We start from the raw sequence: 24,772 nt of genomic DNA on the forward strand, positions 1-24,772 counted from the left end.
CCCGGTTCTTCGATCCCTTGGCCTTGCGGGACAGCTCCCGCTGAAGGCGCTTGAGCTTCTTCTCGGCCCGGCGCAGGAAGCGCGGGCTGTTGATCTTCCAGCCGTCGGACAGGACAGCGAAGGCGGACAGGCCGAGGTCGATACCGGCGTCGGTCTCCGCCTCGGGCAGGATGTCCGGCTCGGTGTCGACGACGAAGCCGAGGAAGTACCGACCGGAGCTGTCCTTGGTGACGGTGAGAGAAGTCGGGGCCGTGGGAAGTCGGCGCGACCACATGACCTTGAGGTTGCCGACCTTGGCCACGTACACCGTGCCGTCGCCTGAGAGGGAGAAGGCATTGGTGTTGAGGCGGATCGACTGCCGGGTGTCCTTCTTCGACTTGTAGCGGGGCGGGCCGACCTTGCGGCCCTTCCGCTTGCCCTTGACCGAGTCGAAGAAGTTCTTGTAGGCGGTGTCCAGGTCGCGAAGGGACTGTTGCAGGACGACCGCCGACACGTCGGCGAGCCAGGCGCGTTCGGCGGTGCGCTTGGCCTGGGTGATGCGAAGCCGCGACAAGTCCGCCGACTTCGCGTACGGCAGCCCCGCCGCGTGCGCTTCCTTCCGGTCACGCAGGCAGTCGTTCCACACCACGCGGGCACACCCGAACGCCTGGGCCAGCGCACGGCGCTGGGAGGCATCCGGGTAGACCCGGTAGTTGTAGCGGAGCTGCATAACCAAGATCCTACTGCGATTGGTCTCATGGGTGAGCTAAACGATTACAGGCGTGGCAGACATGTGGTTTCGGCGATGCATGTGCATTTGGTCTTTGTGACGAAGTACCGGCGCGGAGTGTTCAACGACGAGATGCTGAAGCGCTGCGAAGAGATCATGCGCAAGGTCTGCGAGGACTTCGAAGCGGAGCTGAAGGAGTTCAACGGCGAGCGCGATCACGTCCACCTCCTGGTGCACTACCCGCCGAAGGTCGCCGTCTCCGAGCTGGTCAACAGCCTCAAGGGCGTCTCCGCCCGGCGGATACGGCAGGAGTTCACCGGCCGAATCAACCGCGCCGTCATGCACGGGCACCTGTGGTCGCCCTCCTACTTCTCCGCGTCGTGCGGCGGTGCGCCGTTGGCGATCGTCCGCCAAAACATCGAGCAGCAGAAACGACCGCTCTAAAGTGCACGTCAGAGCAGTCTTGAGATGCATTCATCCCCGGCGTGAACGCCGGGGCTTTCTGCAAGGAACCCGGTAAACGCGAACCACTCGGCCGGGGCGTACGTCGTCCACACCCCCGACACGCTGCTCGACCACGCGACGTTCTCACCGGCCATCCCGAAGTTCGGTGAGGTTGGCCGGCGACTACCCTCCGCGCCGGACAGAGCCGTGGCCATCACTTGGAAGCCCCGTCCAGGATCCGCCGCGCCCTGCGCTCGACGAGGATCGGAATGAAGTCACGTACAGGCCGGTCCCTGAACGCGGCATAGGCCCCCGCCACGACCGCCGTGATCTCGTCAAGGCTGTGCGTCTGCCCGTGGGCGGCCTTCAGTCGCTCGTTGACGCCACGCATGGCCTCGTCCTCGCGGGGGTCGGTCGCCACGGCTCCCCCTCGCGTCAGCTGGTGGTCCTGTGTGGTCCAGATCATTGTCACGGTCCAGCACCGTGACGCGGCGGAAATTGCACACCGCGGGCGGTGCGTCCACGAACGGACACACCGCCTGATGGGCCTGCAGCGCGATGCTGACCAGGCTCATCGGCAGGTCGACGTCGCCGTCACAGTCGAGGTGCACGGTCACCCACCGCGAACCGGGCACAAGCCGAACAGCCGTCATCTCCTTCTCATCGTACGGGGAGCGCAGTGCCCGATCTGTGCCGCAACCGGCCGGAGCCGCCGTGAGGTCGGGCCAGGTCTCCAGTTCCTCCAGGGCACGCTGGGCCAGAGGCACGGCCCCATACTCCTCACGCACGTCTGTCCTCCAGACACGAGACGGCTCGGGGGTTGCCGCCCCTCCACCTCTCCGAGGTCCGCCAGTTGGTCTGAGGATCAGTCGCGCGGGACGCGTTCGATGAACGGGGCGAGCAGCTCGGGTACGGCCTCTTCGGCGTAGGCGAGGCCGACGCCCACGGACACGTCCCGCACCTTGTAGCAGCCGACACCTGCGGTGGCGGCGCCGATGGTGAGCAGTCCGTTGCGCCGCTGGAAGTAGGAGCGGGAGATGTTCCAGCCGATGACGCCGTCCCGCTGGAGGGCGACGGTGCGGCGGGTGAAGGTGCCGGCACGGACGACGAGGTAGCGGTCGCGGACGCCGTGGCCGAGGGCACGGTAGGCGTCATTGGCGAGGGCGATGACGACCGGCACGCCGACGAGTGCCGTGATCCAGGCGGTGTGCACCAGGACGGGGGTGAGCCACAGCCCCAGGCCCAGCAGGATCGCGACGACAGGCGCGAGGACACACAGGCCGCGGTTTATGCGACGGCGCAGGGCGACGCGGGAGTGCGCTACGAGCTTCATCTCCGTCGGGGGCCGTTTCTCGGCAAGCACGTCGGCGGCGACCCGCAGGGCCTCTTCCCGGGGCACAGGCGGGGTGAGGGAACAGCGGCTTCGGTTGTCGTCGCTGTTGCTGAGGCCGCCGGCTATGGCGCTCAGGCTGGCGCCGCCCGCCCAGCGCAGCAGCATCGGCTCGGCGACCTCGACACCGCGCAGCCGGCGCTCCTCGATGCTGACGGAGCGGGAGATGAGCAGTCCGCGGCGGATTCGGAAGCCGGCGTCCCGCTCACGCTCCAAGCGGTAGTTGGTCCAGGCGTCCACAAAGGTGGCGGTGGAGATCGCGGCACCCAGGAGGGCGGTGATCACGACGGCGACGAGGATGCCGAACCACAGGGGTACGGAACCGAAGCGGTCCTCGATGTCCTTGACGATGCCCAGTTCGAGCGGGTCGACCTTCATCTCGTGCAGGATGCGGTAGGCGGTACCGACGCCGGCGAAGACGCTGCCGACGCCCCACACGGTGAGCGGCGCGTACCGCAGCCAGGCCCAGTCCATCTCGGCGATGGTGACGTCATCGTCCTGGCCGGTGGCGGGGTCACTGCCGCGCCGGTCGATGAGGAGCCTGCGCAGTCGGCGCGCGTCATGCCTGGTGATGCCGTCCAGGGAGAGCTTGCGGCTGGAGGACGCGGTCTGTTCGCCGGTACCGATGCGCAGCGAGGTGAGGCCGAAGAGGCGGTGCATCGGCTTGGCTTCGATGTCCACGCTGCGGATCCGGTCGAACGGGACCGAGCGGTGGCTGCGGAAGAGCAGGCCGGAGCGCAGTTCGACGCGATCGCCGGTGACACGGAAACGGGTGGTCAGCAGCCGCATCGTACTGATCCCGGTGATGACCAGGAAGGTGATCACCAGTGAGCCGAGCGAGATCAGGGCCTGGAGGTCGGCACCGGTCAACGCGGCCGTGACGGCGAACAGGACGAGCGGTCCGGCGATCATGCTCAGGTTGACCCACAGCAGTCTGGGGCTGAGCCTGCTCCACTCGGGGCCTTCGGTGGCGCCGTTGGAGGTCCCGGCGGCCTCCAGCCGTTCGGTGTCGTGGCTCATGTCGCGTCTCCCGGCGTGGCCTGGGTCATCCTGGTGAGGTGCTCGACCACTTCCCGAGCGGTCCGGTGGTCGATCCCCTTGATCTTCACGGCGCCGGAGTAGGAGGCGGTGGTGACGGTGATGCCGGCGAGACCGAAGAGCTGCTGGAGAGGCCCGCGCAGGGTGTCCACGGTCTGGATGCGGGACAGCGGCACGACCCTCCAGCGCTGCCAGAGCCAGCCGGACGCCGCGTAGACGGCTTCGTCGGTGGTCTCCCAACGGTGCACCCGGTAACGCCAGACGGGCATGACGGCCATGTAGGCGAGGCCCGGTACGAGCGAGATCAGGAAGGCCCAGCCGAAGAACGGCCTGGCGGGCGGTATACAGAGATACAGCACGCCGAAGACGATCGGCAGGGGGAGGGCGAACATCGAAGCCTGAAGGGTCCACCAGCCCACTGCCCGGGATTCGACGCGATTACGCGGGGGCCTGAGCCTGACATCATCCAAGTGTTTCACTGCTCCACCCTAGTTCTGAGACGATCTTGCACCGAAGCCGGATCTGACGATCGGTCATATCGGGGCGTATCGACGGAACCCACCCGGCGCGCTGCCGTGTTGCCGTGTTGCCGCCGCAGGAGTCTGTCCGTCGCGCAACCGGCGGCGCTCGTTCAGCAGGAGGGCGGTCCGCGTCGGCACCATCCTCCACGGTGGGTGGATACGCCGGTGGCTGCGGGGCCGCGCCGCCGCGGTTCACCCGCCAAGGAGTGCCGGCGTCCGCCGCCGGCAGCCGCCGATCACCCTGGCGGCCTGCGGTTCTCCGGCTCCGTTCGCGCGGTCGGGTCACTTTGCCGCCCGACCGCCCGGCGTGCCACCTCGACCAGTTCCGCCGCCGGACCCACCAGGCGCCGCCCGGTCGGCCAGACCGCGCGCAGATCCCTCGTGAGGTCGACGCCCTCCACATCGACGCCGATCAGCCGGCCCTCGGCCATGTCCCCGCGCACGGCCAGCTCACTCAGTACGGACGGGCCGGTGCCGGCGATCACCGCGCCGCGCACGGCGGCCGTCGAGCCGAGCTCCACCAGGGGCCGGACGCGTTCGCAGCCGGCCAGGTGCAGGGCGCGGTCCAGGGTCTGCCGGGTGCCGGAACCGCTCTCCCGCAGCACCAACGGGGCACGGGACAGCTCCTGCGCCGACAGCGGCTCACGTCGCCGCGCCCACGGATGAGCGGGATCGACCACGACGACGAGCCGGTCCTCGGCCACCTGCCGTGTGGACATCACACGGGACAGGCGCGGCCCCTCGATGAACCCGATGTCGGCCTCCCCCGACTCCACCAGCTCGGGCACATGCTCGCTGTTGGTCACCTGCAGCCCGATGTACAGCTCCGGCCGGCGAGCGCGCAGCTCGCTGATCCAGGTGGGCAGCAGGTACTCCGCGATGGTCAGGCTCGCCGCGACGCGCAGTTCGGCCTCCCGCCGGTCGCGCAATCGGACGGCTCCCGCGAGCAGTTCGTCCAACTCGTCCAGGACCCGCCGGGCGTGGCCGGCGACGGTCTGCCCGGCCAACGTCAGCCGGGATCCGCGGCGGGTCCGGTCGACCAGCACCAGTCCCAGCCCGCGTTCCAGCGTGGACAGCCGACGACTCGCGGACGGCTGGGAGATCCGCAGCCGCTCGGCGGCCCGGCCCAGACTGCCCAGGTCGGCAACGAGAACCAGGAGCCGTAGCGACTCCAGGTCGGGTGTGCGCAAGGGGAGGGAAGCGGTCCGGGGATCCGGCACGACTGAGTCTGTCACAGCACCAGCGTATGACCTAGTCATACGCCTAGGCTATGACCTCCTGCTCGATCAGGGGCTACAGGGCGAGCGCGGGGCTGACCAGAGTGGTGATCATGAAGGACGCCAGCCTCTCCCCGTCAGGTACCACCCGCCTTGCCACTGCTCGAAGGCCTGGCGCCGCCCTCGCCGCCCGGTTCCCCGGCTTTGCGGTCCGGCTTCCCGGGCTGGCCCTCGCCGCGGGTGTGGGCCTCGTCGCGACCGCGCTGGGCCGACTGGTCCCCGTCGTCGGCGGACCGGTGAGCGCAATCGTGCTCGGGGTGCTGGTGGCGGTGATGGTACGGCCGGGTGACCGGATGAGACCGGGCATCGCCTTTGCCGGGCGAGGAGTGCTCCAGGCCGCGGTGGTGGTGCTGGGCGCGCAGTTGTCCCTGGGCCAGGTGCTGCGGGTCGGCGTCGGCTCACTTCCGGTGATGATCTTGACGCTCACCGCCTGCCTGGCGGCGGCGTACGGGATCGGGCGCCGTCTGGGGGTCGTCCGCGACCTGCGCACGCTGATCGGTGTGGGCACCGGCATCTGCGGCGCCTCCGCGATCGCCGCCGTCACGCCGGTCATCGGCGCGGCCGAGGCGGAGGTCGCCTACGCCGTCTCCACGATCTTCGTCTTCAACATCGCGGCGGTGCTGACCTTCCCCGCCCTCGGGCATCTGCTGGGCATGGGTCAGCACGCCTTCGGCCTGTTCGCCGGCACCGCGGTCAACGACATGTCCTCGGTGGTCGCCGCCGCCACCACCTACGGCGGCTCCGCGGCCGACTACGCGGTGGTGGTGAAGCTCGCCCGCACACTGCTGATCATCCCGATCTGCCTGGGCCTGGCCGCCCTCGGCCGCCGCCGTGCCCGGACCGCGGGCACGGTGACCGACGTCGGCGTACCAGGCGCTCTGCCCGGCCCGGTGCGCGTCGGCCGACTGGTGCCGTGGTTCCTCACCGGCTTCCTCGTCCTGGCGGCCGTGAACACCGCCGGCCTCGTCCCGTCCGCCGCCCACGGCCCGCTCAGCACGCTCTCCGTCTTCCTGATCACCGTCGCGCTGTCCGCGATCGGGCTGTCCACGGAACCCTCCAGGCTGCGCCGAAGCGGTCCCGCACCCCTGCTGCTCGGAGGCTGCCTGTGGCTCGTCGTGTCCGCCACCAGCCTGGGCGTCCAGTTCCTGGCCCGGTACGTGTGACCGTCGGCCCCGAGGATGCCGGTAGACCGCACCGTCGGCGTGAGGCAGAACCCGCAGAGCCGCCGTCCTGCGGGTCGGCTTTCTTGCTCGCCGCGTTCCTGCACATGGTCGAGGAACGCTTCCGGTCGCATAGTTATGTCGACCTCCGCCCTTGTCCGGCTGCTCCCGCCTGGTCGGTGCGGAGCACGAGCGAGGGAGGTGCTCGTCCTCCGCCGCAGGTCAGTCCGGGTGGCCTGGTTCAGCCGGAGATCTCCTTGCGGGAAGGCTCCCCACCGACGGCGATCTTGAGACCCTTGCCGCGCTCGGCGATCGGGATGCGCACGCCGCCTCATCCCGAAGGAATACGAAACTCGAATTCGGGACGGTCCCACGGCACGGCGGGCGGGTTCGCGAACGCGGTCCCGGTCCGCACCGCACCGACGCGGTGGTAGAAGTCCTCGGCGGGAAGGTGCGACACGACCTTGAGACGGTCGATCCCCGCGGCACGGGCCTCGGACTGCATGTGCGCGACGAGGAGCCGTCCGATACCCCGTCCTTGCACGTCGTCGGCGACGAACAGCAGGTCGAGCTCCGGTGGAGCAAGGACGAGCGAGTAGAACCCGAGGACCCGACCTCCGTGCTCGTCGCCGCCGACGGCCACAAAGGCGCGGTGGGCCTCGATGTAATCAGGACCGACCCGGTAGCCCGCGACTGCGGATGCGTACTTGCCCTCGTAGGCGCCTGAACCACGCACGAGCCGCGTGAGCCGTTTGGCATCCCGCGCGACAGCCCTCCGTATCGTGATCGGCTGGCTGATCGGGGAAGTCCGTGAACTCATTGGGAGAGTATTTCGCACCGAGGAGTGCCTTCGTGCGGCGGGTCGGCTGCCCGCCGCCGACGACTTCTTCAACCCGAGATCCGCGAGGAACAGCTGGCCCAGTGGCGTTCCGCGAACAGAGATCGGGAGGCGGTGTGGCCTCTCGACCTGTAGCACGGCCTCCGTGGAGACCCACAGGTACGGGTGGGCGGCCAGGGCCGGGGCAGCAGGTTCTGCACCCAGCTGGCGTGGTGGTTGGGGCGGTGTCGATCCGCTGCACGCCGGAGGCGGCTGCACGGTTCACCTATCAGCGCGGCCAAAATTGGTCCTGCGGAAGCGTAGGCGGACACCGGTTTGCGAAGGATCTCAAGGCGGGCGGCGTGCCGGCGGCAGCTATCTGCACCACCGTTGCCCGTTCGTACGGCAGTATGAGCCCGACTTCAGGGGATGAGGACTTGGCGGCGGTGACCGATGCGGACCTCTGAGCCCGTGTCGGTGACCATCCCGTCCATTTCTTCCTACCCCGGTGCTTCGGCGTACGAATCTCTCGAACACCCTTTAGAGGTCCTGACAAAGGCATTGGACGTAGCGGTGTGTGATGAGGCAGGTGCGAGGCCGAGGAAGGCTTCGTGGATGTCGTCTCGTCGCTCCCAGCGGATTCGCAGGCCACCACGCCGGCCACGGCCGGGACCTTGTCCAGCAGCGGCAGCAGCTGGGTGACGTGTGGCCGGCTGGGTGAAGGAGACCTGGCCGAGCGTGGAAGGACCGCGGCGGCGCTCGACGCCTGGCTCGTCTTCGATGACGAAGCCGGCTTCTCGATGACGCCGCCCACCACCCGCACCTGGTCCAGGCGCGGCCACACCCCGACCGTATGGGTGCGCGGCCGCTCCCGCCGCCGTCTATCGGTCGCCGCGCTGGCCTGCCACAAGCCCAGTCAGCCCTCACAGCTGATTCACCGGCCCCACGCTGACACTCGCCTTGACGAGCGCAAGAGCTTTGCCCGGACCGGTTACCGAGACCTGATCCGGGCCGCCCACCAGTCTCGCCTCAGCGCCGCCGAGCCGCAGCACCTGCCTTCCGCCGTCGCGAGATCCGCTCCGGAGCCGGGGCCGGGTTGACCCTCGACCTGGTGCAGGGCCCAGAGTGCCGGGTGTGGAGAACGACATGCGCAGCATTGGCGAGATGGCCCGCGACAGCGGTCTGGGCGTGAGCACCCTGCGGTTCTACGACCGTGCCGGTGTGCTGGTCCCGGCCTGGGTCGATCCGGTGAGCGGCTACCGCTGGTACGAGCCCCAGCAGCTCGAAGAGGCCCGGCTGCTGGCCCGCTTGCGCCGGGCCGGAATGCCACTGCCGGACATCAGGCTGGTGCTGGCCAGCTGGTCCGGCGCGGACACCGGTCTGGTCCGAAGACTGCTCAAGGCGCACCTGCGCCGTCTCGAACAGGGACTCGCCGATGCCCGCAGCGAGTTCTCCGCGCTCCGTGCTCTGCTCGATCACCGGGAGAATGCCATGACATCGCTCCGCTTCGCCACCGTCCGTGTGCCCAGCGCCGCGCCCGAGCTGGCAGCCGCGCTGGACGCCGTCCGTTTCGCGGCGAGTACCGACCCTGAACTGCCGATGCTCGGCGGGGTCCTGTTCGACATCGAGGGCGAGAGACTCCACCTCGTGGCTACCGACCGGTACCGAATGGCTGTCGCACAGGCCGGTATCGCGGGGCACGACGGGAGCCGGGTGCAGGTCATCGTGCCCACCCCGCTCGCCGACGCGATGCGGGCGCTGTTGGACAGCGAGGGACCCGTGCGGCTGTCTGTCGACGGCGACCGCGTGTCGCTGGAGGTGGGAGACAGGCAGGCAGCCGGTCAGTGCCTCGACCACGACTTCCCCGACTACCGTCGTCTCCTCCCCCAGGCCGCAGGGCGCCGCGCCGTCGTCGAGGTGGCGGCCTTTCGGAAGGCCCTGGAGACCGGTCCTGTCCGTTCCGGAGAGGCCGGAGCGCCCGCCCTCAGCGTGCTCAGGGTGGAGGATGGCGGCACGGTGACGGTTTGCACAGACGGTGACGCAGACCCGGACCGCGTCGCCGTGAACCGTGAGTTCCTGCTGGACGCGCTGGCCGCCGGGGCCCGGGACCGACTGATTCTTGAGCTCGCCACCCCCACGGTGCCGGTCGCGATCCGCCGGCCCGACGACGAGGGCACCTTCTCGATCCTGATGCCGGTCCGCCTGGAGGACTGACGGTCCACTCACCCTGATCCGGCTCGCCCGGACCAATCGGACGCAGTCGGCTCAGGGTGCTGGCGAACGCATCGATGGCGACAGACGCACCCTCGTCAATGGAGACGGACCCGCAGGGCGGCGGCCGGCGGGCGCCGACAGCCTGCTGGTGGCATGTACCGAGGTGTCCCCGGGGTGTCTCACGGGGCGTCATGCGCTTGGGCAACTCTCAACGCGCCGACTTCGCGCCTCGGCCGGTACCGGTCCGATTCTTCGGCCGCGCGTCACCTTGAGATGCGGGCTTCGATGCCGTCGAGCAGGAAGTCGAGGCCGATCCGGAAGGTGTGGTCGGTGTCCAGGTGGGCGGCATCCCGCACCACCGTGGCCAGTGCGGGGAATCGGCCGGTGGCGAAGGCCCGCTCCAGATAGGGCCCGAGTGAGGCCTGCCAACGCCTCTCGTCCATCCCGCTGGCCCGCTCGGCACGCCGCTCGGCGATCTCCCGACGCACCGCACCGATCACATACGAGTTGACCGCGGAGACCATGGGCATGATGTCGTCCAGGTCAACGCCGTCCAGCGCGGCCACCACGGCCTCCCCCTTGGCCAGCGCGTGCGGTCCGAGCTGCGGTCGGCCACCGAGCAGATCGGCGAGCCATTCGTGCTCGTGAGCGGCTTGCCGGGTGGTTTCGGCAAGCGACCGCAGCGTCTCGCGCCAGCCGTCTCCGGCCGGCCGGATCTCGGCATAGGCCGCGTCGACCATCAGGTCGAGCAGCTCCTCCTTGCTGGCGATGTAGTTGTACAACCGCATCGGCCCGACGCCGAGCGCGGTGGCGACCTTGCGCAGCGACACGGCCTCCAGGCCGTCCGCGTCGGCCAACTGGATCGCTGCCCGCACGATCCGCTCTCGGTTCAGCGGGGCCGGAACGGGTCGATTCGGCGGCTCCGGCCTCTCCCACACCAACATGCCGCTAACAATACACCGCATCGGGCGATACAGTGTATCGGTCAGTACGGCGTATCGAAGGGAGAGGCACCCATGACCATTGCCATCGTCGGAGCCGGCCTCGGCGGCCTGGCTCTCGCCCGGGTGCTGCACATGAACGGCATCGACTCCGTCGTGTACGAACGTGAGTCGTCACGCGGTGCGCGCGGTCAGGGCGGCATGCTCGACATCCACTCCGGCCAGCGGGCGCTGCGCGAGGCCGGTCTGATCGACCAGTTCTACGAGATTGCCCGTGGCGAAGGCCAGGACATGCGCCTTCTCGAGCCGGACGGCACTCTGCTGCTCCAGGAGGACACACCCGACGACGCCCCGCTCGATCGACCCGAGGTCGACCGTGCCGATCTGCGCAACCTGCTGCTGGATTCCCTCCCCGACGACGTGGTGCGCTGGGGGCGCGCGTTCATATCCGCCGACAGCGGCCTGCTGCATTTCGCCGACGGCAGCAGCGCGGCGTACGACCTGCTGGTCGGCGCGGACGGCGCGCAGTCCCGGGTCCGCGCGCTTCTCACCGACGCCCGCCCGGCGCATATCGGCCAGAACGTGGTCGAAATCGGTATTCCCGACATCGACCGCACGCACCCCGACCTCGCGGCGATGGTCGGGCGCGGCAACTACTGGGTGCTCGGCAACGGAATATCCCTGGCGGCGCAGCGCAACGGCGACGGCCGCGTCCGCATCGGAGTCAGCTTCTACAACACCGACGAGGACTGGTTCGCCACCAGCGGGATCCCGTTCGACGACCCGGCCGCCGCCCGGGCGCGGCTGATCGACCTGCTCCCCGGTTGGGACTCACGGTTCACCGCGCTGATCGCGGCCTGCGACGACACGGTCGTGCCGCGGTCGATCACCAGTCTTCCGGTCGGCCTCACCTGGCCGTCGACACCAGACGTCACGCTGCTCGGCGATGCCGCGCACCTGATGCCGCCGGTGGGCCAGGGAGCCAACATGGCGCTGCTCGACGGCGCCCTGCTCGGTCTCGCGCTGGCCGCGCACCCAGATGACTTTCCCTCCGCCGTCAAGGAATACGAACGCGAGATGTTCGAGCGCACCAGCGCTGCCGCCCGGATGTCCGCGAACATGCAGGAATTGCTGATGTCGCCGGACGCCGCCCAGAAGCTGCTCGCGTTCTTCCAACCTGACGGAGTTTGAGGCGCTACAAGGTCTGTCGGTTCTCACCGCCTGTGACCTACGTGTCGAGCTGTGGCTTGGGGCTTCTCGGTTTGCCTCACGCCGCGGGCAAGGGCCTGCCTCCGCCTCATGGCCGTGTCGTGGACGGCGTCGATCACGATGACCTGAACGCTGTGCCGGCCGGCCCCGCCCACGGTCTCGGGTAGCCGTAGGGAGCGTCCGGGCGTCGTCGAGCGCTCCCCGTTCAGATCAGCGGGCTGATCTGGTCCTCGATACCGAGCAGGGCCCGGCCGTACATCTCGGTCGCGATGGCGGGGTTGACCATCGCATGCCGCGTGCCGGTCTCCAGGTCCCGCCAGATGCGCTGCAGCGGACTGTCGTCGGCGAAACTCCGGGTCCCCTGGACGTTCAGCAGCAGGTCCAGTGCGTCTCGTGAGCAGCGGGCGACCGTGCCGATGTCCATGCGCGCCCGGGTCCGGTTGATCAGGGGCATGCTCTGGCCGCTCGCCGCCCAACTGTCGGCGTCGTCCGCGGCGCGCATCAGGTGCAGGGTGGCGGTATCGATCAATGACGCTGCCTCGGCGAGCTGCGTCTGGGTGGAGGGGGCCTCGCGTGCCTCGGCGTAGTTCGTGTGCGAAATGCCCCGGCCCAGGGCGAGGGAGGCCAGCACAAGCTCCATTGCGCCGCGGGCCAGGCCCAGCAGTGGGCCGGCGAGCGACAGGGCGAGCGTGGGGACGAACGCCGCGCGGTACAGGGTCTCGTCCTTGAACTCGGTCGGATAGATGCCCTGGAGCGCGTGCGTCACCGACAGGATGCGGTGGGCTGGGACGAAGACGCCTTCGGCGATGAGGGTGTTGCTGCCGGTGCCGCGCATCCCGGCAACGTGCCAGGTGTCCTCGATCGTCAGCTGGTCCATCGGGACCAGGGCCAGTGCTTGGTCCAGGCGCTCGCCGCGCTCGTCCGTGAGCGTCATGCCGAGCAGCGCCCATCGGGCGTGGAGACAGCCGGAGGCGAAGCCCCATCGTCCGGTGACGATGCTGCCTGCGTCGGCTGTCCTGCCTGTCCCATGGGGCGGCAGGGCCGCACAGGCACGGGTGCCGGGACCCTGCGTGTAGACCTCACGCTGGGCGCGTTGGGGATAGAGGCCGATGAGCCAGCCCGAGATGTTGATCAAGCTGGTGGTCCAGGCGGTCGATCCGCAGCCGCGGCCGAGTTCGGAACTCACTTCGACCAGCGTGCGGATGCGTTCCTGGTGCCCGCCGAGCCGCTGGGGAACGGTGAGGCTGAACAGTCCGGCCTCATCGAGAGCCGCGATGTTTTCCGCAGCAACGCAGCGGTCCTGTTCGGTGCGGGCGGCATTGCGCCGGAGTAACTCGACCAAGGCCGCGGCGCGTCCGGGCAGCGTGGCCTGTTCGAGGTGCGGGGCAGGTTCCGCGGCGCGGTTTCTGGCACCCATCGTCATGAGAGGTCCTCCTTGGCACGTGAACTGGTCGGGCAAGTGGCCGTCGGCCAGTCCAGGCACCGTATCCGTATGCCTGCCCGCGCTCCATCGTGCGGGCGGCCACCTGCGCAGTCAAAAGACGGCGGCTGGGGCCTCGTCGACACGGCGAACCGATGGGCGAGGCAGGGTCCGCCACGGCGTGCGCCGGCATCTGGTCCGGCTCGCGCCTGAACATCCTGGCGGCGACGGTGTTCCTGGTGGGCGCCAAGGACGATTACGGTGGTCGACCGGCGGGCCGGCGATGAACTCCCCGCCGGCCCGCCTGAGGTGTGTATCGGCCTGCTGGCCTTCGTGTGCCTCCCCGAAGTCCGCCGCGCCATCGACCAAGGCGACGGCCCATCGCCGTCGGCGCAGGACGCATCCCGTTTTCAGGCGGGCAGTACCGAGAGATCGTCGAACTGGATCCAGCCGTCCCGGCCCAGTCCCCAGAACCCGCAGAACACGGTCACCGATGTGCGGTTGCCGGGGTTGAACGGCTGGACGACCTCTTGGTACCGGTTGGCGGGGCTGGGCCCGAAATGCCGCTCGACCGGCGGCCACAGCCCGGCCATCCGGACCCCGAAGAAGGCGGTGTTCACGTCGGCGCCCGCGCCGTGACCCGAGGTGCGGACCCATCCCCTCAGCACGTAGTTCTGATGCGGGTTCACCGGGATCGTCTGGAGGATTGCGTTCCAGCTCCTGCTCGACGTGCGGATCCAGGCGTTGTTGGACCCGGACCGGGCGAGGCCCCGCTTGACGTCGACGCCCTTGGGATCGGAGCCCTCGGTCGTCCAGGGAGCGCCGATGGCCCGGAATCCCTGCCATTCGAAACCGGTGTCGAGCAGGCCGTCGATCCGCAGGTACCTGCTGCTGCCGTCGCGGGTGAAACGGAACGGCGTGGCCCGGCTGGCCTGAGCGAGTGTCCTGGCTGCGCCGCCGGCGACGCGGTACGCGACCGATGCGAAGTCCAGATTCCAGTTGTCCGGGTCCTCGAAGGCCGAGCGTGGCTGCAAGTTGGCGTCCAGACCAAGGGTGGTGATCTCGCGCGCCGCGATGTTTTTGCGGAAGAGCTTCAGCAGGCTGATGCCGACGGTGTGGGTGCTGCCGTTCGCCCACCCCGAGTCCAGGTTGACGTTGCCGACGGCGAGGCTGCCCTGGGAGCGGGTGTGCACCGTGACGGTGAGATTGTTGCCACCTCCCCTCAGGTCGTCTCCGCCGGTCTTGAGGGTGAGGAACAGGCACGCCTCGCCCCGGACCGGCGCCGTGCAGTCGTTGAACGCGCTCGGTCCTGCCGCCGCGCCGGGTGCCGTGCCGCACACGAAGGCGAGTGCCGCCGTTGCCAGCAGTGTCGTGATCCGCCTGATGGCGACCATGGAACGACCTCCTTGTGTCTGTGTGCCGGTCGGCCTCAGCCGACCCGGAACCGGGCGTCCGGCCCGTTGCCCTGATAGGTGCCGTCCCGGGTGTACTCGGTGCTGCTGATGGAGAACGTCTGGCCGGGGAAGTGGCCGTAGAACTCGGGGTCCGGAAGCCTCATCCGTGTGGTGAAGTCGCCGTTGCCGTCGCTCTCCACCTCGCCCATGGAAGTGGCGTGGAACGTCAGTTTCACCAGGCCGTTGTGAATGAACCCGGATCCGCTCACGGTGACCGTGCTCGCGGCCGGGCCGCTCTCGGGGCTGACCCGAAGCTCCTTGGGGGCGGAATACGAGCCGTCGTCCGGGGGCACGGCTGGATACGCGCCGGCGCCGGCCGAGGACCCCGAGGACCAGGACGGTGTGTGGGACCAGAAGTGGGGCAGGTCGTGGGAGCCGGTCCACCCGGCGATCACCACCGCCGCCGCCACCAGGAACATGATCCCGCCGAGGACGCCTTGGCCGCGGTCCCGCTCGCGCGGCGGTGGCGGCGGGGCCGCACGGGACGGCAGCGGGGCGGAACGGGACGGCAGCGGAGCCGGACCGCCCTTCTTCTTGCCCTTCCCCGCGGCGCTCGGTGTCCCTCCCTTCCCGGTGAGGGCACCTGGTCCCCCCGTGACAGGAGCGGGGCCGGCCCGTCCTGTGATCGCTTGCCGGATCCTGTTCAGGTCTTCGTTGGCTGTCATGAGTCGGGCTCCGCGCCTCGTCGGGTGTCGGCCGCCACGCGGTCGGCCATCATGCGCGCTTCTCGTACGGCCGCTGCTGCCCCGCGCCGGTCGGCCGCGCGCGCCCGGGTCAGTGCCCGGGCGATGACGCAGTAGAAACCGGCGTGCAGCTCCTCGTAGGTGAAACGCATGGCGTCACGCGTCACCCGGTCCCCCAGCGCCCCCAGAGCGGCCTCCGCCTGGGCTTCCTGGGGGACGCCCGCCAGCTCGTCCTCGACCTCGGGCAGCAACCGGAGCCAGTGCCGGGCCGCACAGGGGCGAGGGCAGGCCTGGCACCAGATCCGCTCGGCCGGCTCGGTCCGCCCGCTCGCAGGCGGACCGGACACAGCCGGGTCGAACGCGTCCGCGGGCTTGGCTGGTTCGGGGGTCACGGACACCCATACCGGCTCCGGGTGGCCGCCCGCCGTCACCACGAACGCCTCGCCCCGGCCCAGCATCGGTACCTGCGCGGCCACCTGGCCGATCGCGCCGGGCCCCGGTTCCCCGTGGAGCCGGTGCGTGAGCAGATTGGGGAACAGATCGGTCACCGCCTCGGGAAGCTGCCTCGGGCTCTGGGTGACCAGGACGAACCCCTGGCCGTAGGAACGCTGGGTCGCGATCGCCGTCGCGGCCGCCTCCGCTGCGGCCGACGACTGAGGCCCGCTCGGGCCGGGCGTATGGCCGTCGCCGAGCAGCAGATGCGCCTCCTCCAGGACGGCCAGATGACCGAAGCCCGCGAGGGGATGTGCTCGCCGATAGGCCACGAGCCCGGCCAGCAGCAGACCGAAGGCCAGTTGTCTGGCGGCGTGGTCGCCGAAGTCGGCCAGCGTGATCACCGAGGGCTCGGCCAGCAGCCGTCCCCAGTCCAGTCCGGCTCCCGGGCCGCCGGCCAGCGCGTCGCCTCCCGCTCCCGCCAACAGGCTCTGCACCCGCTGTCCGAGCGAGGCGCGCAGGTTGGCCGCCTGCTCTCCGGTGCCGCCGTGCACGGACGCCTGTTCCAGGACCGCCCGGTAGAGCGTGGCCACGGTCGCGGGTTCGTCGCTCTGGAAGAGATCGCTGACCGCGTTGCGCAGCGCCGCCGCCGCGAATGGCCAGGAGGCCGACAGCCCCGTGGCCGCGTCCAGGCATTCGGCCACGGTGTCCGCGAACGCGCTCCGGTCCACCCCCTCGGGAACGGCCAGCGGGTTGATCTGGGTCCCGTCGTGACCGAGCCTCAAGGCTCGGGCGGCCAACGGGAGGTAGACGGTCTTCTCCGGATCGACGACCAGATAGGGCACAGCGTGTTCGCGCCACATGCGCCGTAGCAGCGTCATCACCGTGGTCGTCTTGCCGAATCCGGTAAGCCCGGTGACCAGCAGATGCTGATTCAGATCCGGCATCCGCAGTCGGTACGGCCGACCGCCGGCCGACCGGCCGAGCCACACCCCGGGCCCCTCCGGCTCCGGGGCGTAGCGGGAGACGATCGCGGGGCGCCGGGTGTGGCGCGTGACGGCTTCCATGGGCAGCGCGGGCAGTGGCAGCAGGCCGGCCGCGGTGTGCGGAGCGACGATCGCCCCGGCGCGGACCAGCTCCAGCATGCCGGAGCGGGGCAGAGCGAGGACGGGCTCGGGCGACAGACCGGGCGCACCGAGCGCCGCCGCCAGTTCCGCTGCCACGGCGGGGGCGTCAGCGGTGACCGTGAGGGTCGCGTGGAAGGCCACCGGCGCACGATCCAGGGCGTCCAGCGCGGCGATCGGAGCCGCCTGGGCCGCCGCTTCGCCGGCTCCCGCCTCGTCCGGTGCCGCGGTCGGCTGCCCGGCGAGGCGCCGGACCGCCCGGCGCAGCACCGGCACAACGGTGCGCGGCGGCACGAGCGGTGTCAGCGCCACCCGGACAGCGCAGGCCCCGGCCGCACGCTCGACGGCGTCCAGCAGAGGAGCCCACCCCAAACCGCCGGGCGGCCAGAACTCGATGCGCCGGCCCGGCGTCCACCCGGCGGGCCCGGCGCTCAACCGCCACACCAGCGCGCCGTCAGCACCTGTCCGCCCGCCGTCGGTCGTCTCGAGGTCGGTCAGTCCGGCGAGGAGATCACGGAAACGGTCGGTGTGACCGGCGACCGTCCGGGGCTGCCCTGTCAGCCGCAGGGTGACCCGGGCCGTCCCGGCCGCCGGATCGCGCCGGACCCGGGCGTGTACGGCGACGCTGTCGCAGGGCCGTATGCCCGAGAGGAACTCCGTCAGCCTCAGCCGCAGCACGTCGTCAACCGTCCGCGGCGCGCCCTCGGGCGCTGGAACGGTGGCCTGGGCGGGCAGCCGGACGACCGCGAGGGTGACGCCACCCACGGTCGGTGAACCGCCCGGTTCCCGTGGGGCGCTCATGATCGCCCCCCTGTTCGCAGGAGATGGCGCAGGCGGCCGACGGAAACGTCCTGGGCCGTCGCAGCCAACGGGTCGGTCCTGGTGTCCTCGGCACCGCACACCGGGCAGTCGGGCCTGCGTTCGACCGTCATCCAGACACTCTGGAAGGCATGCTGGCCCGGCGCCTCGCGCAGCACGTGTCCGAACAGCCAGTAGCCGGGCTCGGTGCCGAAGGCCACATAGGACTGGCCGCGTTCGCGAGCGCCGGTGAGGAACCGTGCGATGCGCGCGTCCCCGCTCTCACCGTCGGCCGGATGCAACAGGGCCAGCGCGATCTTGGTGGCCGCGGCCGAGACATGCTGGATGTCCACGACCAGGCCCGGTTCGGCGATCAAACGGCCCGTACCGTAGTCGGTCGGCTGCGCGAGGGAGGTTCCGGTCGACAGATCGCGCACGCCTGCCGTGGCACAGCCCCAGCATGCCGCGCCCGGATAGGTCATGATCACTTCACCGCCTGCCGCGCCCCGGTACAGCCCGGGGAACACCGCCGGAACCCCCTTCCAGTACGCGAGATGATCCAGGTGGCGCTGGGCCCGGCTGTCGTCGGTGGCGGCGACCAACAGGTGGCTGTCGCCCAGCAGTTCGGCCAGGTTCCGCGCGCCGAGGCCGTGGACGGGCCGCCGCACCGCGCGGACCACCAGCTCCGGATTCACGGCTACGAGACGGGAGGCGAGGGCGCGGACCTTGGGGAGGCCGATGTCGCGCACCGCGTAGGGGCTGCGTCCGAGGTTTTCCGTGGCCACGGGCTCCGGGTCGATGAGGGTGAGCCGACCGACACCCGAGCGAACCAGGCACTCGGCGACGTACGCTCCCACCGATCCCGCCCCGGCCAACACGACGTGACGTCCAGCCAGCTCGGGGGCGAGCAGGCCCGCGCTCCGTGCGAACAAGCGGCTCCCGACGCTGCGCGCGTGCCGGCGCGTCAGCAGGGCCGACGCCCTTGCCGGAGCCTCGCGCAGCCGCGCGATCGCAGGCGCCGTTGACCGACGGCGTGGCCGCCTGGCCGCGGTGACGGCCAGGGCCAGCCGGTCGGCGGCCGCGGCCGCCGGATTCCACGGGAGCGCGATGGGCGAGCCGTGTGCGACCAGCGTCGGCGGTGTGGCCGGGAAGTCCACGCCGAAGAGCACCGCCGACACCGAGGGCAGCTGGTCGAAGCGGGCGCGTACGGCCAGCACCGGGACCTCCTGCACGGTCAGCACCTCTGGTTCCCCCACTTCCTGGGCGCCGGCCCGGGTCAGCGAGGCCGAAACCGGCAGCACGAGCGGATGCATCGGCAGCACCTTGGTCTCACCCGCCACGCTCACCGCGCCGAACCACGACACCCGTACCCCACGGCTGACCACCTCGTGGGCGGCCGGCGGCCCTTCGTCATGAGTGACCACGGGCGCCAGATAGCGGCCCAGGTGCGGATTCAGCGCCAACGACCGGCCGAATTCGCGCAGGTCCTGGTCCGACGGTTCCGGCAGTTCCGCGGGATGCGAGTGCACGATGCCCTTGAACCGGGCCGCACCCCTGTATTGGAGGCGCTCGACCTCCTCGATCAGCCGGGCGCTGGTGCGGTACCGCACGTGGGTGACGCTGGCCTCCTCGTCCGGCAGGAGGTGCGTGACCAGATCGGTCCCGGGCGGCCCGAACAGGGCACCGCCGGCTTCCGGCGCCACCGCACCGATCCGGTCGACGATCGCGGCGAGCGCGTGATCGGTGACCCTGACCCGCATCACGGGGATCACCGCCCTTCCGCCGCGAACGGGAACCTGTGGCCGTTGCGTACGAATCCCATGCCCAGCGCCCACAGAACGGACTTGGAGTACGCCTCCTCGAGCGTCGGCTGACCCGCGCCACGCGTCTCCGACAGGCAGATCGTCCCGTCGGCGTACAGGTGACCGTCGTGCGCCCCGATGATCCCGAGCCGGACGAGCTGCTCCAGCGCAGGCTCGACCAGCTTGACGCGGTACTCGCGCCCGTCGAAGAACGCGAACAGCGTGTATCGCTCGGCGAGTTCGGTCGTGATCGAGTACGCCCATCCGCACACGTCCGGTTCGTCGACGTACACGGTGCCCACCGGCATGCGCGTCCGTGCGAACCGCTGGTCCGCCGCCAGGCGCCGCGACAGGGCCCGTACTCCGGCGAAGGTGCCGTGATGCACGCGGGAGACCGGTTCGTCGTCCGTCGGATCGCCCCGGTAGATCTGCCCGTCCCGTCCCACGGTGATCCGTGCCGCCGGATCCTGCGGGTAGGGGTCCTGCCTGGTCTGCGCCTGCATGATGATGTCTCGCAGTTCGTTCAGGTCGCCGGAGTTCCTGCTCATCCGCGGTGCCCCCCGATCCCCGAGCCCGAGGGCGGCTTGTCGTCGTGGGAACTGCTCGTTCCCTCGGCGCGGGATCCGCTGATCGAGGTGTGGAAGTCCGTCCGCTGCTGCGGAGCGGATTCCTGCGGCCGGGTTTCCGTCGACCGGTGCGCGTCTCCCGGCGATCCGTGCCCCTTGTCGGGCCGCGGGAGCTGGGAGGAGAAGTCCGTCCGGTCCCGCTGCGTCGATTCAGCGCGGCCGCCCTGCTTGGGGTCCGTCTCCTTCTGCCACGAGTCGGCACGCCCTCCCGTGCCATGGCGTTCGTCGAAGGTCTTGTACGCATCCGTCGGGTTCCCGTCGGCCGCGTCATTCGAGCGCAGTCGCTGGGGTGTGCCGCCGTGCGAGGGTGTTCCGGCGTCGCGAGCCGGCTGCCGGTGGTTACCCGGTGGCGCGGTCTGTCCCTCTCCCTGCTCCGGGCGGTGCCCCCGGCTCCGCTGTTCCAGCTCCGCGCGGGTTTCGATGTGCCAGCCGCCCGGAGCGTGCACGTCTCGCTGCCTGGGCGAGGGCCAGCTCGGCACGAACCCTCCGCCGCCGGACTCCTGTTGTCGTCCCCTCTGGTTGACGGGGTGTTCGGACGGGCGCCCGGTGCCCTGCCCGGGCCGCTCTCCTCCACCTTCTTGGCCCCGGCCGCCGCGAGGCTCTCCCGATCCCTCAGCGGAATGCCCCGTGTCCTCTCCCCCGCGCGTGCGACCCGGCCGCCCCTGACCACCGTCCTGCCCGGCCCGCTCCCCTCCGCGCTCTTGGCCCCGGCCGCCGCCATCGCGGCGCTGTCCCGACCCCTCGGTGGAATGCCCCGTGCCTTCTCCCCCACGCGTCCGACCCGGCCGCCCCTGACCACCGTCCTGCCCGGCCCCGGCATCCTGCCGGCCCCAGCGCCTGCGCTGCTCGAGAGGGTCGTTCACCTCGTGCGGAAGGTGTTCGCTGCCCCGGACGCGGTTCCCCCCGCGTGTCGTGCCGTGTGGTCCGCCGCCGCTGCCGGGGCCACCACCGCGAGCGTCCTCCGGCGGGTGTGCCGGACGGGGATCCGTGCCGGTCCCGCCCACGCCGGGCTCTTCGTCCCGGCCGTTCTCCTGCTGACGGTGAGGTCCGGAGTTCATGCGGGACGCCTCCTTTCGTCGAGTTGTCCGATCTCGTCGGGGGACGACGACCCGCCGTCCCGGTCGGCTGTGGGGACGCGGCCCTGCGCCAGGTTCTGCAGCAACTGCGTCGGCGTGACGCCGAGTTCCTCGGCCGCGAACGGGAGCATGTCGGCGTACTCGTTCAACAGCCCGTTCAGCACCTGCCAGCGTGTCTTGACCACCTCGGTGGCGGCCTTCGGGTCGCGCATGAACAGGGGGATCACCCCGTACACCGCGGCCATGTCCACATCCAGCTCGGCCCGCCGCAGATCGCGAACGCGGGCGAGGCGGTCGTCGTGCAGGCTCTTGAGTTCGCGCAGTGCTGCGGCGAGGGGCTCAAGTGCGAGCTTGGCCTCCAGGGCGGCAGCCTTGATGTCGACCTTGTCGTGTTCACGCTCGATGGCGACGACCACCGGGTCGGGTGTGACGACGACGTGCACGAACCGCTCGACGACCAGCAACCCCTCGCCGGGACCGGCGGCCGGGCCGGCCGCGCCGTGCGGCCCGGTCAGAGCGCTGCGGCTGTCGGCGGCGAGATAGACGTCGTCGTGGCCACGCTCGCGAAGCAGCCTTCGCGCCCACGCGCGGAAGTCGGCGTCGAGCTGGAAGCCGGCGGCCTCCCCGTACCGGTGACTGAGCACGCCGTAGCGCGTCGCGACGTCCAGCAACGACTCGGGATCTGCGCTCCAGCGAGGCCGCACCACCGCGACCGCGGTGACGCCGATCTTGCGGGCGTCCGCCAGCCGTACGGCGTCGGCGGCCATCTGCACGGTCTGCGGAGCGTTGTCGAACAGCACCACGGACAGTTCGCCGGTCACGGGCAACCTGCGGCCGGTGAACAGGCCCACCAGCGAGCTGTGCCGTCCGGGACGGCAGACCCGGCAGGGCACGCCGTTGCGGAAGACCACGGCGAGCCAGCCGACGTTCACCAGAAGCTCCCGTGCCGGAAGCGGGAAGGGGCCCTTCACCAACGTGGGCAATACGTAGGTCTCTGACATGCCGGAAGCCCTCCAGCGCCGATGACATCACTCGAAAGTGTTTCGGCTTCGACCTTCTCGGCAATCCCCGCAAACCCGCTCTTCCTGAATGGCATCCTGGACCGCCTGGCGGGGAAAACCCGGGGGGCGAGGCCTGGTTAACCACAGGCCAGGGGGTGGCGAAGCCTGGTGAGGATCACGGTTCGCGGCGGACTGATGCCCGGCATCGTCGCCGTCCCGGTCACAGTGGTCGCACTCGCCGCAGCAGGGTGGGCCGCCATCGCCTCCTGGGGTGTCGGGCCGCCGACCGCCCTCTGGACCGACCTGGCCTATCGAGGATTCGGGATACCGTTGATCGTCGCGGGCGGCGTGTTGTGGATCCGCGGGTCACGAGCACGGGTGGGCGTGCTGCTGATCGCCCTCGGTACCACCTACTACCTTCAGTACCTCCGGGTCAGCGGCCACCAGGCCCTGTTCGCCGTCGGGTTCTGTCTGGCCTTTCTGTACGTCGGGGTCTTCGGCCATCTGGCCCTGAGTCTGCCGTCCGGACGGCTGCGCGGGTCCGGTGACCGCGCGTATGTCGCGATCTGCTACCTCGCCTGCGTCGGGACACAAGTGGGCCGCTACCTCGCCGACCGCCCCAGCGGGACATGGAACTACAACATCGGGCAGGTCAACACCGGATGGGCGATCGCCGGCAGCCTCATCCTGGCCGTCCTGGGCGTGACGGGCATCGTGATCGTGTCACGCCGTCTGCTGACCGCGCTGGCCGTGCGCCGCCGACGCACCGGGCCGGTCTGGGCGGTCATGATCATCGCAGGGGTGCTGCTCATCGCCTCCGCGCTGACCAGCGCGACGGGCCTGCCGCTCCGCTTCCGCCTGGTGGTCGAGGTACTGATGCTCGGCGGCGGGGCGGCCGGCCTCGTCGTGGCCTATCTCGTCTCGGCCGGTCTCCAGTGGCGCCGGGAGATGCACATAGCCGAACTGCCCGCCGTGCTCGGGCAGCTGGACGCCGAGCCGCTGGACACGCTGCAGAGGTCCCTCGCCGAGGCGGTGGGCGATCCGACGCTGCGCCTGCTGCTGCCCCGGCAGGGCGGAGTGCTCACCGACCTCACCGGCCGCCGGGCCGACGAGAGACGGGACCCCGCCCGCGCTCTCACCCCGGTCAGTCGCGGCGACGGCCTGCTGTGCGTCATCGAACACGATGCCGCGCTGAGTGAGACCAGCCGTACGACCGCGATCGCTTTCGCTCTCGCCGGACTGGTGATGGAGAACGTCCGGCTGTACACACAGGTCAGCGAGTCGCGGCGACGGCTGCTCGAAGCGGAACTGGCCGAGCGCAGACGGATCGAACGCGCTCTGCACGACGGCGCCCAACAGGGGTTTTTCGCCGTACTCACCTTGCTGGGCATGGCCCACAGCCGAGCCGCCGCTGAGGGCAGTGACCAGCTCACCGCACTCCTGGGCACGGCGAAGAACCAACTCACCGAGTCCATCAGGACCCTGCGCGAGCTCTGCCAGGGGCTGCATCCACGCGCGCTCGTCCAGTACGGCCTCCGGGACACGGTCGCCGGCCTGGCCAGAGACCACGGGGGACGCGTCGAGTACGAGGTACCCGACCGGCGTTGGCCCCCCGACGCGGAGTCCACGGCGTACTTCGTCATCGCGGAGGGCGTCACCAACGCCGTCAAGCACGCCACCCCGGGCGCGGCGATCCGTGTCGTGGTCACACCGGACGGCGACGGCCTGCTCGTCGCCGTCACCGACGACGGACAGGGCGGCGCCGACGTCCTGGGCAGCGGCCTGCGCGGTCTGACCGAACGGGTCGCGGCCGCCGGAGGCGAGCTGCGCGTCCACAGCCCCCGAGGCGGGGGCACTCGCCTGGTGGCCCGCCTGCCCGGCGGGCTTCCCGCTCACTCACCCAGCCCCACGGAAGGAGACGAACGGTGAAAGTTGTCGTCGTCGAGGACGACCCGATGCTACGCGCCGCCTTCGTCACGGCACTCACCCATCACGGCATCGAGGTCGCCGGGAGCGCCGAGACGACCGACGAAGCCATCGCGCTGATCGACGCACACGCCCCGGACGTCGTCACCCTCGACCTACGGCTGGTCAAGGAGGCCCAGCCCGCCGATGCGGGACTGCGCATCGCCGAACGCGTCCGGCTTCTCTATCCCGAGGTCGCGTTGCTGGTCGTGGCGACCGATCCCCAAGTCGAGCACGTCAAACGGCTCATGGCGCTGGAGCCGCCCCTCTCGGTCGGCCTCATGGCCAAGGGCAACCTGGGTGACATGGGGCTGATCACCGACGCCATGCACCGCGTCGTCAAGGGACAGGTGGTCATCGACCCCGGCTGGATCCGTGAGCTCCTGGTACCAAAGCCCCGCCCCACCGACGGGTCCGCCGACTCCCTGGCGCGCCTCACCCCCCGCGAACGGCAGATCCTCTCCCTCGTCGCCAGCGGGCTGACCAATCTGGCCATCGCACAGAAGCTGGAATGCACGCTGGGGAACGTGGAACGGAACCTGTCGACGATCTTCGGCAAACTGGGCCTGGCCTCCGAGGCCGAGCAACGCCGTCTGAACCGACGGGTCGTGGCCACCCTGATGTACTTACGCGCGGAAAACCCGCAGGAGCGCTAGGGGAAACCTCGCTGA

Annotated in this window: 22 protein-coding genes and 1 pseudogene; 7 read left to right on the forward strand and 16 right to left on the reverse strand. The window is 70.4% G+C overall.

The genetic code is table 11. The features are described 5' to 3' along the window. Positions 1-709, reverse strand: a 709-nt coding sequence (locus IO33_RS0140645) for an RNA-guided endonuclease InsQ/TnpB family protein (RefSeq protein WP_031174137.1), incomplete at its 3' end; no start/stop codon positions are given. 27 nt (positions 710-736) lie between these two features. Here IO33_RS0140645 and tnpA point away from each other — a divergent pair. Beyond that, positions 737-1,153, forward strand: a complete 417-nt coding sequence (gene tnpA / locus IO33_RS0140650) for an IS200/IS605 family transposase (protein ID WP_078964138.1) — start codon at positions 737-739, stop codon at positions 1,151-1,153. Positions 1,154-1,367: 214 nt separating this feature from the next. Here tnpA and IO33_RS50850 read toward each other — a convergent pair whose 3' ends face one another. The 5 genes from IO33_RS50850 to IO33_RS0140670 all read right to left on the reverse strand — a co-directional run bounded on the left by IO33_RS50850 (position 1,368) and on the right by IO33_RS0140670 (position 5,337). Then, positions 1,368-1,574, reverse strand: coding sequence for a three-helix bundle dimerization domain-containing protein (locus tag IO33_RS50850; RefSeq protein WP_167349509.1), 207 nt, complete (start codon positions 1,572-1,574; stop codon positions 1,368-1,370). Then, on the reverse strand, positions 1,489-1,920 hold the full coding sequence (locus IO33_RS50855; protein ID WP_157858058.1) for a luciferase domain-containing protein: 432 nt from the start codon (positions 1,918-1,920) through the stop codon (positions 1,489-1,491). Before IO33_RS50855 ends, IO33_RS50850 begins: the two co-directional genes overlap by 86 nt. A 98-nt stretch (positions 1,921-2,018) precedes the next feature. Further along, positions 2,019-3,563, reverse strand: a complete 1,545-nt coding sequence (locus IO33_RS0140660; protein ID WP_031174139.1) for a PH domain-containing protein — start codon at positions 3,561-3,563, stop codon at positions 2,019-2,021. Further along, positions 3,560-3,973: a PH domain-containing protein gene (locus tag IO33_RS0140665; protein ID WP_390991807.1), complete on the reverse strand. Its 414-nt coding sequence runs from the start codon at positions 3,971-3,973 to the stop codon at positions 3,560-3,562. Before IO33_RS0140665 ends, IO33_RS0140660 begins: the two co-directional genes overlap by 4 nt. Positions 3,974-4,338: 365 nt before the next feature. Continuing rightward, on the reverse strand, positions 4,339-5,337 hold the full coding sequence (locus IO33_RS0140670; RefSeq protein WP_063765861.1) for a LysR substrate-binding domain-containing protein: 999 nt from the start codon (positions 5,335-5,337) through the stop codon (positions 4,339-4,341). Positions 5,338-5,432: 95 nt separating this feature from the next. Here IO33_RS0140670 and IO33_RS0140675 point away from each other — a divergent pair, with 95 nt between their 5' ends. After that, the gene (locus tag IO33_RS0140675; RefSeq protein WP_037687271.1) at positions 5,433-6,542 is read left to right on the forward strand and encodes a YeiH family protein; all 1,110 of its coding nucleotides are present in this window, start codon (positions 5,433-5,435) and stop codon (positions 6,540-6,542) included. Between the two features lie 328 nt (positions 6,543-6,870). Here the strand turns inward: IO33_RS0140675 and IO33_RS0140685 are convergent, their stop codons facing one another. Next, positions 6,871-7,359, reverse strand: coding sequence for a GNAT family N-acetyltransferase (locus tag IO33_RS0140685; protein WP_031174143.1), 489 nt, complete (start codon positions 7,357-7,359; stop codon positions 6,871-6,873). 702 nt (positions 7,360-8,061) lie between these two features. Here IO33_RS0140685 and IO33_RS50860 point away from each other — a divergent pair. Then, positions 8,062-8,378: pseudogene (locus IO33_RS50860) on the forward strand (IS630 family transposase); the annotation flags it as partial. A 124-nt stretch (positions 8,379-8,502) separates the two neighbouring features. Continuing rightward, positions 8,503-9,570 (forward strand): DNA polymerase III subunit beta family protein, encoded by a 1,068-nt coding sequence (locus tag IO33_RS0140695; protein WP_078964140.1) that lies wholly within the window; start codon positions 8,503-8,505, stop codon positions 9,568-9,570. 263 nt (positions 9,571-9,833) lie between these two features. On the opposite strand, the gene IO33_RS0140700 is transcribed toward IO33_RS0140695, so the two are convergent. Beyond that, positions 9,834-10,514 (reverse strand): TetR/AcrR family transcriptional regulator, encoded by a 681-nt coding sequence (locus tag IO33_RS0140700; RefSeq protein WP_031174146.1) that lies wholly within the window; start codon positions 10,512-10,514, stop codon positions 9,834-9,836. Positions 10,515-10,586: 72 nt separating this feature from the next. Between IO33_RS0140700 and IO33_RS0140705 the strand changes: the two genes are divergently transcribed. Continuing rightward, entirely contained in the window at positions 10,587-11,702 is a 1,116-nt protein-coding gene (locus IO33_RS0140705) for an FAD-dependent oxidoreductase (RefSeq protein ID WP_031174147.1), read from the forward strand. 223 nt (positions 11,703-11,925) lie between these two features. Here the strand turns inward: IO33_RS0140705 and IO33_RS0140710 are convergent, their stop codons facing one another. The 8 genes from IO33_RS0140710 to IO33_RS0140750 form a co-directional block, all read right to left on the reverse strand. Next, positions 11,926-13,203: an acyl-CoA dehydrogenase family protein gene (locus IO33_RS0140710; protein ID WP_245236047.1), complete on the reverse strand. Its 1,278-nt coding sequence runs from the start codon at positions 13,201-13,203 to the stop codon at positions 11,926-11,928. A gap of 347 nt (positions 13,204-13,550) precedes the next feature. Beyond that, positions 13,551-14,534 carry a hypothetical protein gene (locus tag IO33_RS0140720; RefSeq protein ID WP_031174149.1) on the reverse strand — a complete coding sequence of 328 codons (984 nt, stop codon included), beginning with the start codon at positions 14,532-14,534 and terminating at the stop codon, positions 13,551-13,553. 35 nt (positions 14,535-14,569) lie between these two features. Then, a complete protein-coding gene (locus tag IO33_RS50865) occupies positions 14,570-15,259 on the reverse strand; it encodes a hypothetical protein (protein WP_157858048.1) in 690 nt (229 codons plus the stop codon). Then, positions 15,256-17,634: an ATP-binding protein gene (locus IO33_RS0140730; RefSeq protein ID WP_107069502.1), complete on the reverse strand. Its 2,379-nt coding sequence runs from the start codon at positions 17,632-17,634 to the stop codon at positions 15,256-15,258. Before IO33_RS0140730 ends, IO33_RS50865 begins: the two co-directional genes overlap by 4 nt. After that, complete coding sequence (locus tag IO33_RS51515) at positions 17,631-19,403, reverse strand: ThiF family adenylyltransferase (protein ID WP_051927278.1); 1,773 nt, start codon at positions 19,401-19,403, stop codon at positions 17,631-17,633. Before IO33_RS51515 ends, IO33_RS0140730 begins: the two co-directional genes overlap by 4 nt. Then, complete coding sequence (locus tag IO33_RS51520) at positions 19,400-19,981, reverse strand: hypothetical protein (protein ID WP_051927279.1); 582 nt, start codon at positions 19,979-19,981, stop codon at positions 19,400-19,402. Before IO33_RS51520 ends, IO33_RS51515 begins: the two co-directional genes overlap by 4 nt. Beyond that, positions 19,978-20,538: a hypothetical protein gene (locus IO33_RS51525; protein ID WP_209439011.1), complete on the reverse strand. Its 561-nt coding sequence runs from the start codon at positions 20,536-20,538 to the stop codon at positions 19,978-19,980. The genes IO33_RS51520 and IO33_RS51525 overlap by 4 nt, the downstream gene beginning before the upstream one ends. 575 nt (positions 20,539-21,113) lie before the next feature. Further along, complete coding sequence (locus IO33_RS0140750) at positions 21,114-22,136, reverse strand: hypothetical protein (RefSeq protein ID WP_157858050.1); 1,023 nt, start codon at positions 22,134-22,136, stop codon at positions 21,114-21,116. A 168-nt stretch (positions 22,137-22,304) separates the two neighbouring features. On the opposite strand from IO33_RS0140750, the gene IO33_RS0140755 reads away from it, so the two are divergent. Beyond that, positions 22,305-24,065, forward strand: a complete 1,761-nt coding sequence (locus IO33_RS0140755) for a sensor histidine kinase (RefSeq protein ID WP_157858051.1) — start codon at positions 22,305-22,307, stop codon at positions 24,063-24,065. Beyond that, positions 24,062-24,757 carry a response regulator transcription factor gene (locus IO33_RS0140760; protein WP_031174157.1) on the forward strand — a complete coding sequence of 232 codons (696 nt, stop codon included), beginning with the start codon at positions 24,062-24,064 and terminating at the stop codon, positions 24,755-24,757. The genes IO33_RS0140755 and IO33_RS0140760 overlap by 4 nt, the downstream gene beginning before the upstream one ends. The last annotated feature ends 15 nt before the right edge of the window (positions 24,758-24,772 follow it).

The sequence above is a fragment of the Streptomyces durhamensis genome, from assembly GCF_000725475.1.
GTDB classification, from domain to species: domain Bacteria; phylum Actinomycetota; class Actinomycetes; order Streptomycetales; family Streptomycetaceae; genus Streptomyces; species Streptomyces filipinensis.

Bases quoted from the DNA above. Each gene is read 5' to 3' on its own strand.
- tnpA (WP_078964138.1), top strand. From the start codon at position 737: ATGGGTGAGCTAAACGATTACAGGCGTGGCAGACATGTGGTTTCGGCG.
- IO33_RS0140705 (WP_031174147.1), top strand. From the start codon at position 10,587: ATGACCATTGCCATCGTCGGAGCCGGCCTCGGCGGCCTGGCTCTCGCC.
- IO33_RS51520 (WP_051927279.1), bottom strand. From the start codon at position 19,981: ATGAGCAGGAACTCCGGCGACCTGAACGAACTGCGAGACATCATCATG.
- IO33_RS0140700 (WP_031174146.1), bottom strand. From the start codon at position 10,514: ATGTTGGTGTGGGAGAGGCCGGAGCCGCCGAATCGACCCGTTCCGGCC.
- IO33_RS0140695 (WP_078964140.1), top strand. From the start codon at position 8,503: ATGCGCAGCATTGGCGAGATGGCCCGCGACAGCGGTCTGGGCGTGAGC.
- IO33_RS50865 (WP_157858048.1), bottom strand. From the start codon at position 15,259: ATGACAGCCAACGAAGACCTGAACAGGATCCGGCAAGCGATCACAGGA.
- IO33_RS0140730 (WP_107069502.1), bottom strand. From the start codon at position 17,634: ATGAGCGCCCCACGGGAACCGGGCGGTTCACCGACCGTGGGTGGCGTC.
- IO33_RS0140750 (WP_157858050.1), bottom strand. From the start codon at position 22,136: ATGTCAGAGACCTACGTATTGCCCACGTTGGTGAAGGGCCCCTTCCCG.
- IO33_RS0140685 (WP_031174143.1), bottom strand. From the start codon at position 7,359: ATGAGTTCACGGACTTCCCCGATCAGCCAGCCGATCACGATACGGAGG.
- IO33_RS0140675 (WP_037687271.1), top strand. From the start codon at position 5,433: ATGAAGGACGCCAGCCTCTCCCCGTCAGGTACCACCCGCCTTGCCACT.
- IO33_RS0140665 (WP_390991807.1), bottom strand. From the start codon at position 3,973: ATGTTCGCCCTCCCCCTGCCGATCGTCTTCGGCGTGCTGTATCTCTGT.
- IO33_RS0140720 (WP_031174149.1), bottom strand. From the start codon at position 14,534: ATGGTCGCCATCAGGCGGATCACGACACTGCTGGCAACGGCGGCACTC.
- IO33_RS0140660 (WP_031174139.1), bottom strand. From the start codon at position 3,563: ATGAGCCACGACACCGAACGGCTGGAGGCCGCCGGGACCTCCAACGGC.